This is a genomic window from Luteibacter flocculans, from assembly GCF_023612255.1.
GTDB lineage: Bacteria > Pseudomonadota > Gammaproteobacteria > Xanthomonadales > Rhodanobacteraceae > Luteibacter > Luteibacter flocculans.
Window position 1 is genome coordinate 1754402 of the sequence record NZ_CP063231.1, and the last position, 14696, is coordinate 1769097.

General features: G+C 65.9%; 13 protein-coding genes. 12 read left to right on the top strand and 1 reads right to left on the bottom strand.

The window, feature by feature from the left end:
- Positions 1-7: 7 nt before the first annotated feature.
- The 10 genes from IM816_RS07380 to recO all read left to right on the top strand — a co-directional run bounded on the left by IM816_RS07380 (position 8) and on the right by recO (position 11224).
- A complete protein-coding gene (locus IM816_RS07380) occupies positions 8-2530 on the top strand; it encodes a putative bifunctional diguanylate cyclase/phosphodiesterase (protein WP_250340378.1) in 2523 nt (840 codons plus the stop codon).
- Positions 2531-2689: 159 nt separating this feature from the next.
- On the top strand, positions 2690-3286 hold the full coding sequence (gene rpoE, locus IM816_RS07385; RefSeq protein WP_072320687.1) for an RNA polymerase sigma factor RpoE: 597 nt from the start codon (positions 2690-2692) through the stop codon (positions 3284-3286).
- Complete coding sequence (locus tag IM816_RS07390; protein WP_250340379.1) at positions 3283-3948, top strand: sigma-E factor negative regulatory protein; 666 nt, start codon at positions 3283-3285, stop codon at positions 3946-3948. The genes rpoE and IM816_RS07390 overlap by 4 nt, the downstream gene beginning before the upstream one ends.
- A 111-nt stretch (positions 3949-4059) precedes the next feature.
- Positions 4060-5484, top strand: coding sequence for a DegQ family serine endoprotease (locus tag IM816_RS07395; RefSeq protein ID WP_345779964.1), 1425 nt, complete (start codon positions 4060-4062; stop codon positions 5482-5484).
- A gap of 126 nt (positions 5485-5610) precedes the next feature.
- Entirely contained in the window at positions 5611-7401 is a 1791-nt protein-coding gene (gene lepA / locus IM816_RS07400) for a translation elongation factor 4 (RefSeq protein WP_250340380.1), read from the top strand.
- Positions 7402-7498: 97 nt separating this feature from the next.
- Positions 7499-8401, top strand: coding sequence for a signal peptidase I (gene lepB / locus IM816_RS07405; RefSeq protein ID WP_072320690.1), 903 nt, complete (start codon positions 7499-7501; stop codon positions 8399-8401).
- A 139-nt stretch (positions 8402-8540) separates the two neighbouring features.
- The gene (locus IM816_RS07410) at positions 8541-8915 is read left to right on the top strand and encodes a DUF4845 domain-containing protein (protein ID WP_072320691.1); all 375 of its coding nucleotides are present in this window, start codon (positions 8541-8543) and stop codon (positions 8913-8915) included.
- Between the two features lie 6 nt (positions 8916-8921).
- Entirely contained in the window at positions 8922-9575 is a 654-nt protein-coding gene (gene rnc / locus IM816_RS07415) for a ribonuclease III (protein WP_425602634.1), read from the top strand.
- 9 nt (positions 9576-9584) lie between these two features.
- Positions 9585-10517, top strand: coding sequence for a GTPase Era (gene era, locus IM816_RS07420; RefSeq protein WP_250340381.1), 933 nt, complete (start codon positions 9585-9587; stop codon positions 10515-10517).
- Between the two features lie 14 nt (positions 10518-10531).
- Entirely contained in the window at positions 10532-11224 is a 693-nt protein-coding gene (gene recO / locus IM816_RS07425) for a DNA repair protein RecO (protein ID WP_250340382.1), read from the top strand.
- A 6-nt stretch (positions 11225-11230) separates the two neighbouring features.
- Here recO and IM816_RS07430 read toward each other — a convergent pair whose 3' ends face one another.
- Positions 11231-11965 (bottom strand): response regulator, encoded by a 735-nt coding sequence (locus tag IM816_RS07430; protein WP_250340383.1) that lies wholly within the window; start codon positions 11963-11965, stop codon positions 11231-11233.
- 45 nt (positions 11966-12010) lie between these two features.
- On the opposite strand from IM816_RS07430, the gene IM816_RS07435 reads away from it, so the two are divergent.
- Both IM816_RS07435 and IM816_RS07440 read left to right on the top strand, forming a co-directional pair.
- Entirely contained in the window at positions 12011-14035 is a 2025-nt protein-coding gene (locus IM816_RS07435) for a translocation/assembly module TamB domain-containing protein (protein ID WP_250340384.1), read from the top strand.
- Positions 14036-14059: 24 nt separating this feature from the next.
- Entirely contained in the window at positions 14060-14662 is a 603-nt protein-coding gene (locus IM816_RS07440) for a YdbL family probable chaperone protein (RefSeq protein WP_250340385.1), read from the top strand.
- Positions 14663-14696: the final 34 nt, after the last annotated feature.

Sequence of the window (14696 nt, forward strand, 5' to 3'; positions counted from 1 at the left end):
GTACCGCATGACCGAACCCCTTGGTGTACTGATCTTCACGCCGCGCCGCGATGTGCGTCGTGCCGTGTTCGATGCCCTCGACCTCGATGGCGGCTTCGTGTTGCTGAGCGCCCGCGATTCAGCACAGCTTGAAACGCTGCTGGCGGATGCGCCGCCGTTGCACGTGGTCGTGGTCGGCGCCGACGGCAATCCCGAGGTGACCCGCGGGCTACGGATTCTGCGCGGTTTTCCTGCCTACGCGTCGCTGCCGCTCGTCCATATCGTGGACGACGCGCCGGGCGTGGCGCCCGAGGGTGCCATTGATTGGCTTCGCGAGAGCGCGATTCCCACCGAACTGGCCCAGCGCGTGCGTGCGGCGCTCGACGCCCCGGCGCCGCCGTCGGTCAGCGGCCCGGCGCAACCGGACTGGCGCTTCGCCTTCGATGCCGGAGCGGCCTGGGTCGTGGCATCCACGCCCGACGGCTGCATCGTCGAAAGCGGTGCGGCGATGGAGCGGCTGTGTGCCGGCGAAGGGCCGGTGCAGGGCCGGCTACTTCAGGAGCTGATCGTGCTTGCCGACGGGGCGACCTGGCCGGTGCCCGACGGTGACGGCCTGGCCTGTATGCTGCGCCGCCGCGACGGAGGGGAGATCGTCGGCGAGGCGGACGTCCGCCACGTCGTCGACCGCGGCCAGCACCGCATCGCGGTCGCTTTCCGCGATTTGCGCTCGGCAGACTCGGCACAGCGGGCGCTCGCGTTGCTCGCCTCGCTGGAGGGCTGCCAGAGCGACGACGAAGGCATCGGCGAAGCGGCGGCCATGATCGCCGACGTGCTGGATCTCGACGTGGTCGCCGTCTGGTCCGCACTGCCGGAGAGCGAACTGGGCCCTGAGGTGGTGGCACGCATCTGGAATGCACCCGGCCAGGTCGAATGGCCGGACGCCAGCGACCTGCCGCTGCTGAAGATATGCCTCGGTGGCGAATCGCTGTTGTCCCTCGATGCCACGTCCGACCTGCCCATGGGCGACCCGTTGATCGAGGCGCTCGGACTGCGCTCGTACGTACTGCTGCCGCTGCTGGACGAACGCCGTAACGTGCTCGGCGCGCTGCTGGCCGGCCGCAGGCGGCATGGCAGCGACGCGCGTATGCTCGGCCTGGCGCTGCGAGCGGCCACTGCGCGTTTCGCCAGCGCACTGGAACTGCGCCGTGCGCGCGAGCAAGGGCGGGTGCGCGGCCTGATCGACACGCTGACGGGCTTGCCCAATCGGCTGCTCTTCAACGATCGGCTCGATACCACTATCCGCGAGGCCGAGCGCACCGGCGAATGCTTCGCCACGCTGCTGGTGGATCTCGATCGATTCAAGAGCATCAACGAGACCCTCGGCCACGCGGTAGGCGACAAGGTACTGGTCTCGGTGGCGAAGCGGTTGCGTGCCAGCGTGCGCGCCTCCGACACCATCGCGCGCTACGCGGGCGACGAATTCACCATGATCCTGCGCCACATCATCCAGCGCGACGACGTGCTGCGCATCGCCGAAAAGGTCGTGCAGGCGATGGAGGTGCCGCTCTCGCTGGATGATGGCTCCGAACTGCAGGCCACGGTCTCCGTAGGCATCTCGTACTTCCCCGATGATGCCGTGGAAGGCGAGCTGCTTCTGCGCCACGCCGACGAAGCGATGTACGGAGCCAAGAGTCTCGGTCGCAACAACTATCAGGTCTACGCGAATAACGTGGACGCCACCCAGCAACAGCAGACCGAACTGAAGGCACGCCTGCGTCACGCGGTGCGCAACGACGAACTGCGTGTCTTCTACCAGCCGCAGGTCGAAGCATCCAGCGAGGACATCGTCGGCATGGAGGCGCTGGTTCGCTGGGAGCATCCCGAGCTCGGCATGATCAGCCCGGCCTTCTTCATTCCATTGGCCGAAGCGAGCGGCTTGATCGTGCCCATCGGCGAGTGGGTGCTGCGGACGGCCTGCGCTCAGGCCAAGGCATGGGAATCACGCTACGGCCTGGGGCTGCGGCTGGGTGTCAATCTTTCCGCCGTCCAGTTGATGCAGTCCAATCTCGCCTCGGTGGTAGCCACCGTCCTGCGGGACACGGGTCTCGATCCGCACCAGTTGGAGCTGGAGGTCACCGAAAGCATCAGCGTGAAGACGGTGCCGCACCTGGTGGAAACCCTCGATGCGCTGCATGCCATGGGCTGCCGGATTGCGATCGACGATTTCGGTACGGGCGCGGCGTCGCTGGATTACCTGCGCCGCCTGCCGGCCGACCGAATCAAGATCGACCAGAGTTTCGTGCGCAACATCGGTGTGGACCCCGATGACGAAGCCATCGTTCGCGCCACCATCGAGATGGCTCATCACCTGAAGCGCGGGGTGGTGGCCGAGGGCGTGGAAATCGAGCAGCACCTCCAGTTCCTTCGCCTGAACGGCTGCGACGAGCTGCAGGGCTACCTGTTCTGCCGCCCATTGCCGACCCCCGCCTTCGACAAGCTGCTCGCCGAGCGCGAGCGCCTGGTCAACGAGGGCAGGGCCGTGCCGGCCTGATCCGTCGGCACTGCCCGGCCGGGCCTGCTTGAGTTCGCCGGCCCGCCCCGCATATTTTCACCGAGGTGAAATCGGCATGGCGCCAATGAACTTGCGCCACGTCGGCTTGTCTCATCTGCGCCCGCGACTGGCCCCGAACGCTTTAAGGAGACGGCCCGGATGGGCGAAAACGAACTGGATCAAGCACTTGTTGAACGTGTGCAGCAAGGAGACCGACGCGCGTTCGACCTGCTTGTCCGCAAGTACCAGCACAAGGTCATTGCTCTTATCTCACGCTACGTACATGACTGGACCGAGTGCGAGGACATCGCTCAGGAGGCCTTCGTGCGCGCCTGGCGCGCGCTGGGCTCGTTCCGCGGCGAGAGCGCTTTCTATACCTGGCTGTACAAGATTGCGGTCAATACCGCGAAGAATCATCTGGTTGCCATGGGGCGTCGCCCGCCCACCGGCGACATCGATATCGAAGATGCCGTGTACGTCCCCGGCGCCACGCGCATGCACGAAAGCGCCACCCCGGAGCGCGAAATGATGCGCGAACAGGTGGAACAAACGGTCTTTTCCACTGTCCAAGCCCTGCCCGAGGAACTTCGGGTAGCCATTACCCTGCGCGAGGTGGAGGGCAAAAGCTACGAGGACATCGCTTCCATCATGGACTGTCCTATTGGCACTGTCCGTTCACGTATCTTCAGGGCTCGCGAAGCCATCGATCAGAAACTGCGGCCGCTGTTGTCCGACCGCGAGGACCACACCTCATGAGTGAAGCCAATCGCGAAATTCTCTCCGCCGGCATGGACGGTGAGCTGTCACGGGAGGAGGTCCGCTTCCTGCTGCGACGGCTTGAGGCCGATCCGGTTCTTGCCGACACGTGGGCGCGTTTTCACGTGGGGCGCGACGGCTTGCGCCGTCAGGCTACGCCCTTGGCCTCGGGTGACTTCGCCAGCCGTGTGATGGCCGCCATTGACGCTGATTCGGCCGAGTTCGCTCAGCCCGCGGGAGTCGCGCAGCCCCGTCGTCGCTGGTTGCAGTGGTCCGCCGGTGGCGCCATCGCCGCCAGTGTCGCGGTAGCCGCGCTCATGTTGACGCAGCCCGCGGGGAACCGTGTCTCGGCGCCGGATGTTGCTCGCAGCGCACCGTTGAGCGGGGACGCGGAGGTCGCCGACGCCTCGCCTGCGCCGGTTGCCGCTCCTGCTGTGCCGCAGTGGCTCAGCGGCAACATGGCGTCGCAGTTCACCCAGAAGGCAGCGTTCGACAGCTCGAGTGATGAAGGCGCTGCCGCCGCTTATCTGCCGCGCTCTACGCCGTACCAGCTTCACCATGCCCGGGCCGCTTCGGCTTCGGAGGGCAATGGCTACATGCTGCTGATCCGTCCTGACGGAAGCCGTTATGTCCAGCCGGTCGCTGCGCCGCAGGCTCGCTGAGCCGCGGCGTATGCCGCGCGCCGAGATTCCCGGCGCGCCCCTTTCCCATTCGTAACAACCCGCGCGGTCACTCCGCACGGGCAGCCATGGTCAGGTTAAAGGAGGAAATCGATGGCTTTGTGGCATGCACGCGCGCTCCTCGGCGGAGCGCTGGTTCTGGCAGGTGCTGGCGCCAAGGCGCAATCGCTGCCTGATTTCACGGGCGTCGTAGAAAAGAACGCGCCCGCCGTCGTCCACGTGGAGGCGAAGACGACGGGTGTCGCGCGCAAGGCGCGGGGCGGCCCGGGCGGCATGCCCGACGACCAGCAGGAAGAGCTGCTGCGCCGTTTCTTCGGTATGCCGGGCATGCCGATGCAACCACGCGAGCAGACCTCGCTCGGTTCGGGCTTCATCATTTCCAGTGATGGCTACATCCTGACCAACGATCACGTGGTCGACGACGCCGACGAGGTAAAGGTCCGCCTGCAGGACCGTCGCACGTTCACTGCGAAGGTCGTCGGTAAGGATCCCCAGTACGACATCGCCTTGCTCAAGGTCGATGGCTCCTCGCTGCCCACGGTCTCCATCGGCGATTCGCGCTCGGTCAAGCGCGGCCAATGGGCTCTGGCCATCGGCTCGCCGTTCGGTCTGGATGCCACGGTCACGCACGGCATCATCAGCGCCGTCGGCCGCAACCTCGGTAGTGGCGACCAGCCCTATACCTCGTTCATCCAGACCGACGTGCCGATCAATCGCGGCAACTCCGGCGGTCCGCTGTTCAACCTGCAAGGGCAGGTGATCGGCGTGAACTCGCAGATCTACTCCACCTCGGGTGGCTACCAGGGCCTGTCGTTCTCGATTCCGATCGATGTCGCGATGAACGTCGTGCAGCAGATCAAGGAAAAGGGTTACGTTTCCCGCGGCATGCTCGGCGTGACCGTCCAGCCGGTGGATCAGTTCGTCAAGAACCTCGATCTGCCCGACGCCAACGGCGCCCTCGTCGCCCAGGTCACCCCGGGCAGCGGTGCCGACAAGGCCGGCATCAAGCAGGGCGACGTCATCCTGTCGTTCAACGGCACACCGATCACGCAGTCGCCCGACCTGCCGCCCCTGGTCGGTCTGACCAAGCCCGGTTCCATGGCCAAGGTCGAGATCCTCCGCGATCACAAGAAGCAGGTCGTCGACGTCAAGGTCGGCGAACTGCCGCGCGACAAGGACGCCCTGGCCTCGGCCAGCGGAGACAGCGATGGTGCCGGCGGTGGGTCTGCGGCCGCCCTCGGCATGTCGGTGCAGGACATCGACGCGTCCGCGCGTACTGAGCTTGGCCTCAAGCCGGGCGAAGGCGTGGTCGTCAGCCGGATCACCGGCCGCGCTGCCGCCAGCGCCGGCCTGCAATCGGGCGACGTGATCCTCATGGTCAACCAGAAGCGGATCGGCAACGCCGCTGCCTTCCGCGATGCCGTGAAGGGGATCAAGCCCGGCGATACCGCGATGCTGCTGGTCCGCCGCGACGATTCCACCCGCTTCGTTGGGGTCACCGTACCCAGTGAGCGCTGAGCGCAAAACCGGCCGTCGTTCGGCGGCGGCCGGCCTTCCATGCGATACTACGGGATTCGCGCCGGCCCCCAGGTCGGCGCGCGTCGTTCGCGCCGCGAGCGATGGTGAACGTGACCACGGCGCTCCATGGAACTCATCCGCAACTTCTCCATCATTGCCCACATCGACCACGGTAAGTCGACCCTGGCCGATCGCATCATCCAATTGTGTGGCGGCCTGACCGAGCGCGAAATGGAAGCGCAGGTCCTCGACAACAACCCGATCGAGCGCGAGCGCGGCATCACCATCAAGGCTCAGTCCGTGTCGCTGCCGTACAAGGCGCGCGACGGCAAGACCTACCAGTTGAATTTCATCGATACGCCCGGCCATGTCGACTTCTCCTATGAGGTCAGCCGTTCGCTATCGGCGTGCGAGGGTGCGCTGCTGGTCGTGGATGCGGCGCAGGGTGTGGAAGCGCAGTCGGTCGCCAACTGCTATACCGCGATCGAGCAGGGGCTCGAGGTCATTCCCGTCCTCAACAAGATCGACCTGCCGACGGCGGACATCGAAAAGGCCAAGGCCGAAATCGAGGCTGTGATTGGCCTCGACGCCAGCGACGCCATTCCCGTCAGCGCGAAGACCGGTCAGAACGTGATCGAGGTGCTGGAAGCGATCATTCATCGCATCCCGCCACCGAAGCCGGGTAACACCGACAAGCTTCAGGCGCTCATCATCGATTCCTGGTTCGACAACTACCTCGGCGTGGTCTCGCTGGTGCGCGTCATGCAGGGCGAGATCCGCCCGGGCGACAAGATCCTGGTGATGTCCACCGGCCGTACGCATCTGGTGGACGACGTGGGCGTGTTCACGCCCAAACGCAAGAAGCTCGATCGTCTCGCGGCGGGCGAGGTCGGCTGGATCAACGCCTCGATCAAGGACGTGCACGGCGCGCCGGTCGGCGATACGCTCACCCATGCCGGCAAGCCCGCAGAAGAGCCGTTGCCCGGCTTCCAGACGATGCAGCCGCGCGTGTTCGCGGGTCTCTTTCCCGTGTCCGCCGACGATTACCCGGCGCTGCGCGAGGCCCTGGACAAGTTGCGTCTCAACGATGCGGCCATGTTCTTCGAGCCGGAGAGTTCCGAGGCCATGGGCTTCGGCTTCCGCTGCGGCTTCCTCGGCATGCTGCACATGGAAATCGTCCAGGAGCGTCTCGAGCGCGAATACGATCTCGACCTCATCACCACGGCGCCGACGGTCGTCTACGAGGTCGCGAAGACCGACGGTAGCGTGCTGCAGATGGACAACCCGGCGAAGCTGCCTCCGCCGCAGCAGATTGCCGAGATCCGCGAGCCGATCATCGTCGCCAACATTCTCACGCCCGCCGACTACGTCGGCAACGTGATCAAGCTGTGCGAAGAGAAGCGTGGCGTGCAGCGTTCCATCCAGTACCTCGCCACCCAGGTGCAGGTCACCTACGAACTGCCGCTGGCCGAGGTCGTGCTCGACTTCTTCGACCGGCTGAAGTCCGTGTCGCGCGGTTACGCGTCGATGGATTACCACCTCGACCGTTTCGACGCGGGTCCGTTCGTGCGCGTGGACATTCTCATCAACGGCGATCGCGTCGACGCACTGAGCCTGATCGTGCATCGCTCGCACGCCGATCGCCGCGGACGCGAGCTGGTGGAGCGCATGAAGGATCTGATCCCGCGCCAGCAGTTCGATGTGGCGATCCAGGCGGCGATCGGCGCCGCGGTCATCGCGCGTTCCACCGTGAAAGCGCTGCGCAAGAACGTTCTGGCGAAGTGCTACGGCGGTGACGTGTCGCGCAAGAAGAAGCTTCTGGAGAAACAGAAGGAAGGCAAGAAGCGCATGAAGCAGGTGGGTAGCGTGGAAATCCCGCAGGAAGCCTTCCTTGCAGTGCTGAAGGTCGACAAATAAGCCCTTTCGGGCAGCATGACGTTTCACCTATGGATAACCGGCGCGGGATGCGCCGGAATGGGCCTCGCGGCCCCTCGACACGACTGACGGAGTTGGCATGGCGGCATTCGATTTTTCGGCGATTCTTCTTGGCCTGACGGTTCTCTTCGGAGTGATCTGGCTGTTCGATCGCCTGTTTCTCGCGAAGGCACGCCGGGCGCGTGCGGAGGCCACTGGCGAGGAGCAGCCCGAATCCTGGCCGGTCGACTGGTCGCGGTCGCTGTTCCCTGTGATTCTGGTGGTGCTGATCCTGCGCTCGTTCGTCGCCGAGCCGTTCCGTATTCCCTCCGGTTCGATGATGCCCACGCTGGACGTCGGCGACTTCATCCTGGTCAACAAGTTTGCCTATGGCCTGCGCATGCCGGCCTTCAACAACAAGCTGGTCGCCAATGGCGAGCCGCGGCGTGGCGACGTGGTGGTCTTTCGTTTTCCGGGGTTCCTCTGCCGCGATGAAAACGGCCAGACCGTCCGCAGCGGCGATATCACCTGCCAGGATCCGCACGCCGCTGTGCCCAGCGAGAACTGGATCAAGCGCGTGATCGGCTTGCCCGGCGATCGCATCGAAACGCGCGGTAGCGAACTCTTCATCAACGGCGAGCGCGTCGGCGCCGATGAAATCGGGCCGTTCAAGGGCAGCATGACCCGCCCCGAAGATCGCCTGCTGATGACCTACGGCTCCAAGCTCTATACCGAGCACCTGGGCAGCATCAACCACACGATCGCGCTTACCCCCGCGTACAACATGCCGATGGATATTCCCAACGCGGTGGTGCCGTCCGAGGTGCCCAAGGGCTGCTACATCGTCATGGGCGACAACCGCATGAACAGCACCGACAGCCGCTGGTGGGGCTGCATGCCCGAGCAGAATCTCGTCGGCAAGGCCTTCTTCGTCTGGCTGGCCTGGCGCGGCCCCAGCAATGGCTGGCTCGATTTCTCCAAGATGGGCAAGGTCATCCATTGAGCGAACGGAGGCGTCCGTCACGCCGCGGGGCGTTGCGGATACCGCCGGACAAGGTAATCTCCGCTGCGGGGCGCATATCGCGCCCCGCGCGCATTCCACGTCTTGAACAGGGGAGCCGCCACGGCGGCGGGACACAAGCATGAAATCCAGGCAATCGGGCATTACCCTCATCGGCTTTCTCATCGTGCTGCTGGTGCTCGGCTTCTTCGCCTTCATGGGCATGAAGCTGGTGCCCGCGTACATCGAGTTCTTCGGCGTGAAAAAGGCCATGAGCCAGATCGCGACGAGCGGCAGCAACCAGGACCTCGACGGCATCCGCCGCGACCTGATGTTCAAGATGGGCTTCCAGTATGTGGACGACGCCACGATCCAGCCCAAGGACATCACGCTGGATCGCGCCAACAATGGTGCAAGGCTCAACGTCAGCTACGAAAAGCAGATCCATTTCCTCTACAACATCGACTTCCTCCTGCATTTCGACAATTCGGTGCAGTTGAGGAATGCGCCCATGTAACGAGCGATCGTGCAGTTCCCTCATTCCTTCCGTAATCCCGATCTGGCCACCCTGGCGCTGACCCACCGCAGCGTCGGCAAGCCGAACAACGAACGCCTGGAATTCCTCGGCGACGCCCTTCTGGGTGCCACCGTGGCGGAACTGCTGTTCGAGGCCCATCCCAACGCCAGCGAGGGCGAGCTGTCGCGTCTGCGCGCGCAGCTCGTCAACGGGCAGGCGCTGGCCGTCATCGCCCGCGAACTGGAGCTGGGCGACAAACTGCGCCTGGGGCCGGGTGAACTGAAGAGCGGCGGTTTCCGCCGTGACTCCATCCTGGCCGACGCCTTCGAGGCGTTGGTCGCCGCGGTCTACCTGGACGACGGCTACGATGCCTGCCGCCAGCTCGTGCGCCGGCTGTTCGCCCCGCGGGTGGCCGAGATCAAGCGTTCCAGCAAGGACGCCAAGACCCGCCTGCAGGAATGGCTGCAGGGCAGGGGCTTGCCGTTGCCCACCTACGAACTTATCGACAGCTACGGCGAAGACCACGCCAAGACCTTCGACGTAAGCTGTTCCATCGACGAGCCTGAGCCGATCCGTGTCGAGGGGCGCGGCGGCAGCCGGCGCGCCGCCGAACAGGATGCTGCCGAAGCCGTGCTTCGCCGCCTTACCGGCGTACAGTAAAAGACACCTATGAACGACTTTGACATCCCCGAGAACGACACCGTCGTCGACGACGACTTCCGCTGCGGCTACGTGGCCCTGGTCGGCCGCCCCAACGTGGGCAAGTCCACCTTGCTCAACGCCCTTATCGGCGTGCGCCTCAGCATCGTCAGCCACCGCCCGCAGACCACGCGCCACCGCATCCTCGGCATCTCGACCAAGCCGCAGGGGCAGATCCTCTACGTCGACACGCCCGGCCTGCACCGTGGCGGCAAGCGCGCGATGAACCGCAGCCTGAATCGCGCCGCGCGTGCGGCGATCACCGAGGTCGACCTCGCTGTGCAGGTGATCGAGGCGGGGCGCTGGACGGACGAAGACATGGCCATGTACGCCGCGCTGGCGGAGCAGAAGGACATGCCGAAATTGCTGGCGATCAACAAGGTCGACCTGCAAAAGGACAAGACGGCCATGCTGCCCTTCGTCGCCGATCTCATGCAGAAGCATCCGTTCGACGACGTCTACTACGTGAGCGCGCTGAAAGCGAAGGGCCTGGACGGTATCGAGAAGGGCATTCTCAGGCGCTTGCCCGAGCAGCCGGCGATCTACGCCGAGGACGAAATCACCGACCGCAGCGACCGTTTTCTGGCCGCCGAAATGGTTCGCGAGCAGTTGATGCTGCGCCTGGACCAGGAGCTGCCGTACGCCACCACCGTCGAGATCGAACGGTTCGAGGATCGTCCGGACGGCGTGGCGGAAGTGCATGCGGTGATCTGGGTCGAGCGCGACGGGCAGAAGGCCATCGTCATCGGCAATGCCGGCGCGCAGTTGAAGGCCATCGGTACGTCCGCACGCAAGCAGATGGAAAACCTGTTCGAGCGCAAGGTGTTCCTCAAGCTCTGGGTGAAAGTCCGCGAGGGTTGGGCGGACGACGAGAACCTGCTCAAGCGCTTCGGTTACGAATAACCGGGGCCTACGCCGTGCGCGTCGAGCAGCAGCCTGCGTTCGTCCTGCACGCGAGACCCTACCGGGAAACCTCGCTGCTGATGGAATGCCTCACCCGCGACCACGGCCGCATCGGCGTGGTCGCGCGCGGGGTACGCAAGGAGCGCGCACGACTGCAGCGCGCGCAGCTCGAGCCCTTCCAGCGCCTCGAGCTCGATCTTCTGCTCAAGGGTGAACTGGCGACGCTGCGGAGTGCGGAGCCTTCCGGCGCGGCGATGCGGCTGGTGGGTGACGCCGGCTTGGCGGGGCTCTATCTCAATGAACTCGTGGTACGCCTCACGGGCCGCCAGGACCCCAACGCCGACCTCTTCGAACGCTACGAACTCACGCTGCGGCGGATGGCCGCGAGAGAGCCGCTGGCGTGGACGTTACGCCGGTTCGAGCGCGACATGCTCGACTCGCTGGGCTATGCGTTGCAGTTGGATGTGGATGCTTCCGATGGCGAGCCGCTCGACCCCGATGCGGCGTATTTCTACGATCCCGAGGCGGGGGCCGTGCCCGGACGCGCGGGCGACGCGCGGTCCGTGCGTGGCCGCGATCTGCTGGCGCTGGCCGAGGATCGCTCACCCGATAGCGCCGGGCTCGCGTCGTTGCGGCGCATGATGCGCCAGGTGATCGCGTTTCACCTGGGTGGCGGTGAATTGCGTGCCTGGCGCGTGCTGAAGTAGCCCGCCTTAGACGGTCGGCAAGGCGGCCAGTGCCGCCTCCAGCTCCGCCCTGAAACGGGCGAGGGCATCTGGCACCACCGCGCGCGTCTCGCGCACGTGCGCCTGCAGCACCTTGGCCTGGGTGCCGAGCCGCGTCGCACCGCAGAAGCCACAGGCGGACCGCAGTCGGTGCAGCCGTTCCACCAAAGCCGCCGGGTCGTCCGCGAGGCGGGCCAGCGATCCGAGCAGTTCGATGAGTTCCATGCGCAGCAGGCCGCGCAGCGCGTGCATGGTGCCGGCGTCGCCCGCGGCGCGTAGCCCCGCGTCATCGTCCAGCACGCGTACCCCCTCGCTGAGACCCAGGGTTGCGGCCAGCGTGTCGGTCAGCGAGGCGATCCGGCACGGCTTCTCGATCACGCCCGCGAAGCCTTCGTCGAGCAGCGTGGCGCGCAGACTTGCCGGTACTTCGGCACTGGTCGCCAGCGCCGTGGCGTCTCGCGAGGCGGCGTTGTCGTCGCGGCGCAGGGAGGACAGCACCTCGATCGCGCCGCCCCGCGGCATGCGGCAATCCAGCAGCAACGCGTCGAAGCGCTCGGCGCACCCCAGCGCCAGCGCTTCGGCGCCGTCGCATGCCGGCACGACCTCATAGCCATGAGCGCGCAACGCGCTGGCGAGAAACTGCCGTGTCGAAGGGTCGTCGTCGGCGACGAGAAGGCGGCGCACCGCCGCACCGGAAAGAGGGTGAAGAGCGTCTTGCGACATGTAACGTTCCGTGTCGTTCATCTGGTTTTGGCAGAATGGCCGAGCATGCTTCCTGTATCAACCCGCACGCTCGTCCTCATGCTCGCCGGCTGGATCGCCATGGCCTGGGCAGGTGCTGCCTGCGCGGGGCTTTCGGTGGAGGCGGACACACTGTCGGTGCCAGGGCTGGAAATGGGTGGCATGCAGGCCGACATCGACACGGCCCCCGACGCTAAAGGGCTCAGCGTCAAGCTCTCGGCCGAACGCGCCGATGTGCCAGCGCTGGGTTGGCGCAAGGTAGGCGTGGGCCTCGATGGTGCGCTCGGGCGCGACGAACTGGGGCGCTGGGTCTTCGACGGTGTCGTGCGCCTGCGCGGCGCGCCGGGCGGTGCACTCGGTCGTGCCGACGTGCACATCGTGGCCGACGCCGCGGCCAATACCCTTGAGGTATCGCTCAAGCAGGACAAGGCGGTGGCGCAGGTCGCGTTGCCGATGGACCAGACGACGCACGCGCAGATCACCTTGAAGGGCTTGCCCGCAGGTTGGTTGCAAGGGCTGCTGTCCACCGTGTGGTCGGGCCGCACCACCGCCGGTAAGGTGGACGCCGACCTCGCCCTGGACGTGCTGGACGGTGGCGTGCAGGCAGCCGGCCAGTTCGCGCTCGACGGCGTCGGTTTCGACAGCCCCGGAAACACGTTGGCGGGGCAGGGCGTGTCCGGCGGGGGGCGCATCGGTTTCGACAATCAGGGCGAGACCAGCGTCATCGATCTCGATGCCACGTTGCGCGGCGGTGACCTTACGCTCGCCGCGCTTCGCGCGCGATTGCCGACACATCCCGTACAGCTCTCTCTGAGTGCGCGCTCGACCAAGGCCGGCATGACGGTCCGTCGCCTGCGTCTGACCGATCCGGATGCGCTGCAGCTGGAAGGGGAACTGGACTTCGCTCCAGGCGGAAGCCTTTCCCATCTGCGACTCGATCGTTTCAATGCCCGTTTCCCTGCCGCCTACGAGCGCTACGGCACCGGTTTGGTGAGCGGAGGAGCGGGCGATCTGCGTGCACGCGGGGAGATCGCCGGCCAGCTCGCCTGGGACGCAGGTGCGCTGAAGGCTTTTGCCTTCCAGACCGGCGGTCTCGACCTGGCACTGGGCGACGGTAGCCTCGGTGTGAACGGCCTGCACGGCGCGCTGGATTGGAGTGCCACCGAAAACCGGCCGTCCACGCGGCTTGGCTGGCGCGCCTTGCAGGTTTACCGCATTCCCAACGGTGCCGCCGAAGGCGCCTGGCGCAGCACCGGCGGCACACTGACGCTGGAGAAGCCGCTTGCCATTCCCGTGCTCGACGGCCAGTTTCGCGTGCTCGGGTTGTCGCTGCGCCCGGGCGCCGCCAGTGGCGAGCGTTTGCAGACGTCGCTGGCGCTGACCCAGATCGACATGGCGGCGTTCTGCCGGGCGCTCGGCTGGCCCGAGTTCCACGGCAAGCTCGGTGGTGCCGTGCCGTCGCTGCGCTATGTCGACGATCGCGTCGAACTCGCCGGCGGCCTCTCGATCAACGCCTTCGACGGCTTTATCGATATCACCGGGCTGAGCCTGGCGCAGCCGTTCGGCGACGCCCCCGTTCTGACCGGCAACATCGCCCTGCGCAAACTCGATCTAGGGTTGCTGACCTCGGTCTTCGACTTCGGCAACATCACCGGGCGTATGGACGGCAGCATCGACGACCTGCGCCTCGTCGGCTGGGCACCCGCGGCTTTCAAGGCGAACCTGGTGGCCGGGGAGGGCGGACGTATCAGCCAGAAGGCCGTGAACAACCTGACGTCGGTCGGCGGAGGTGGCATTGCCGGTGGCCTGCAGGGCACGGTGCTCAAGTTGTTCAAGACCTTCGGCTACCGGCGGATCGGTCTGTCATGCGCACTCAAGGGCGACGTCTGCTCCATGGGCGGACTGGGTCCGACAAAAGATGGCTACACCATCGTCGAAGGCAGCGGCCTGCCCCGCCTGACCGTGGTCGGGCACCAGCGCGAGGTCGATTGGCCGACACTGGTTCGCCGTCTCAAGGCGGCCACCGAGGGCGATGGACCCGTCGTACGATGACTGCTCAACATGGAGTGAAATATCATGCGTAAACTATTGATCTGCATAGCCATCGCAACGCTGACGGCGCTCGTCGGCTGCGTCACCATCAACGTCTATTTTCCGGAAGCCGCCGCGCAGAAGGCGGCCGACCAGTTCATCGGCAACGTCCTCGACGACAGCGGCGCCGCACCGGCCTCGGGCAAGGAAGCGAAGCCGCAACCCGCGCCGGGTCACCAGCCGTCGGCGTCGCTGTTGGATCTCGTCATTCCTGCCGCGCATGCGGCCGACGCCCCCGACCTGCAGATCCGTACGCCGGAAACCGACGCCATCCGGGCGCGCATGAAGACCCGTTTCGGCGGACAGTTGAAGGCGTTGTTCGATGCGGGCTCGGCCGGCTTCACCACCGACGGCCTCGTGGCCTTGCGTGACGCCGGCAGTCTGGCCGCGGGCCAGCGCGCGCAGGCCGACGCGCTCGTGCGCGAGGAGAACAACGACCGCGACGCCCTCTATCGCGCTATCGCGGTGGCCAATGGCCATCCGGAGTGGGAGCCGCGTATCCGCGAGACGTTTGCGCAGGGCTGGGTCCAGCGTGCGCTGCCGGGCTGGTATTATCAGGACGCCTCCGGCGCCTGGAAGCGCAAGTAGGCACTCGCCAGGAACGCACGCCGCCTTGACTCCA

Bases quoted from the DNA above. Each gene is read 5' to 3' on its own strand.
- IM816_RS07440 (WP_250340385.1), top strand. From the start codon at position 14,060: ATGCGTAAACTATTGATCTGCATAGCCATCGCAACGCTGACGGCGCTC.
- era (WP_250340381.1), top strand. From the start codon at position 9,585: ATGAACGACTTTGACATCCCCGAGAACGACACCGTCGTCGACGACGAC.
- lepB (WP_072320690.1), top strand. From the start codon at position 7,499: ATGGCGGCATTCGATTTTTCGGCGATTCTTCTTGGCCTGACGGTTCTC.
- IM816_RS07410 (WP_072320691.1), top strand. From the start codon at position 8,541: ATGAAATCCAGGCAATCGGGCATTACCCTCATCGGCTTTCTCATCGTG.
- lepA (WP_250340380.1), top strand. From the start codon at position 5,611: ATGGAACTCATCCGCAACTTCTCCATCATTGCCCACATCGACCACGGT.
- IM816_RS07390 (WP_250340379.1), top strand. From the start codon at position 3,283: ATGAGTGAAGCCAATCGCGAAATTCTCTCCGCCGGCATGGACGGTGAG.
- IM816_RS07435 (WP_250340384.1), top strand. From the start codon at position 12,011: ATGCTTCCTGTATCAACCCGCACGCTCGTCCTCATGCTCGCCGGCTGG.
- IM816_RS07380 (WP_250340378.1), top strand. From the start codon at position 8: ATGACCGAACCCCTTGGTGTACTGATCTTCACGCCGCGCCGCGATGTG.
- IM816_RS07430 (WP_250340383.1), bottom strand. From the start codon at position 11,965: ATGTCGCAAGACGCTCTTCACCCTCTTTCCGGTGCGGCGGTGCGCCGC.
- rpoE (WP_072320687.1), top strand. From the start codon at position 2,690: ATGGGCGAAAACGAACTGGATCAAGCACTTGTTGAACGTGTGCAGCAA.
- IM816_RS07395 (WP_345779964.1), top strand. From the start codon at position 4,060: ATGGCTTTGTGGCATGCACGCGCGCTCCTCGGCGGAGCGCTGGTTCTG.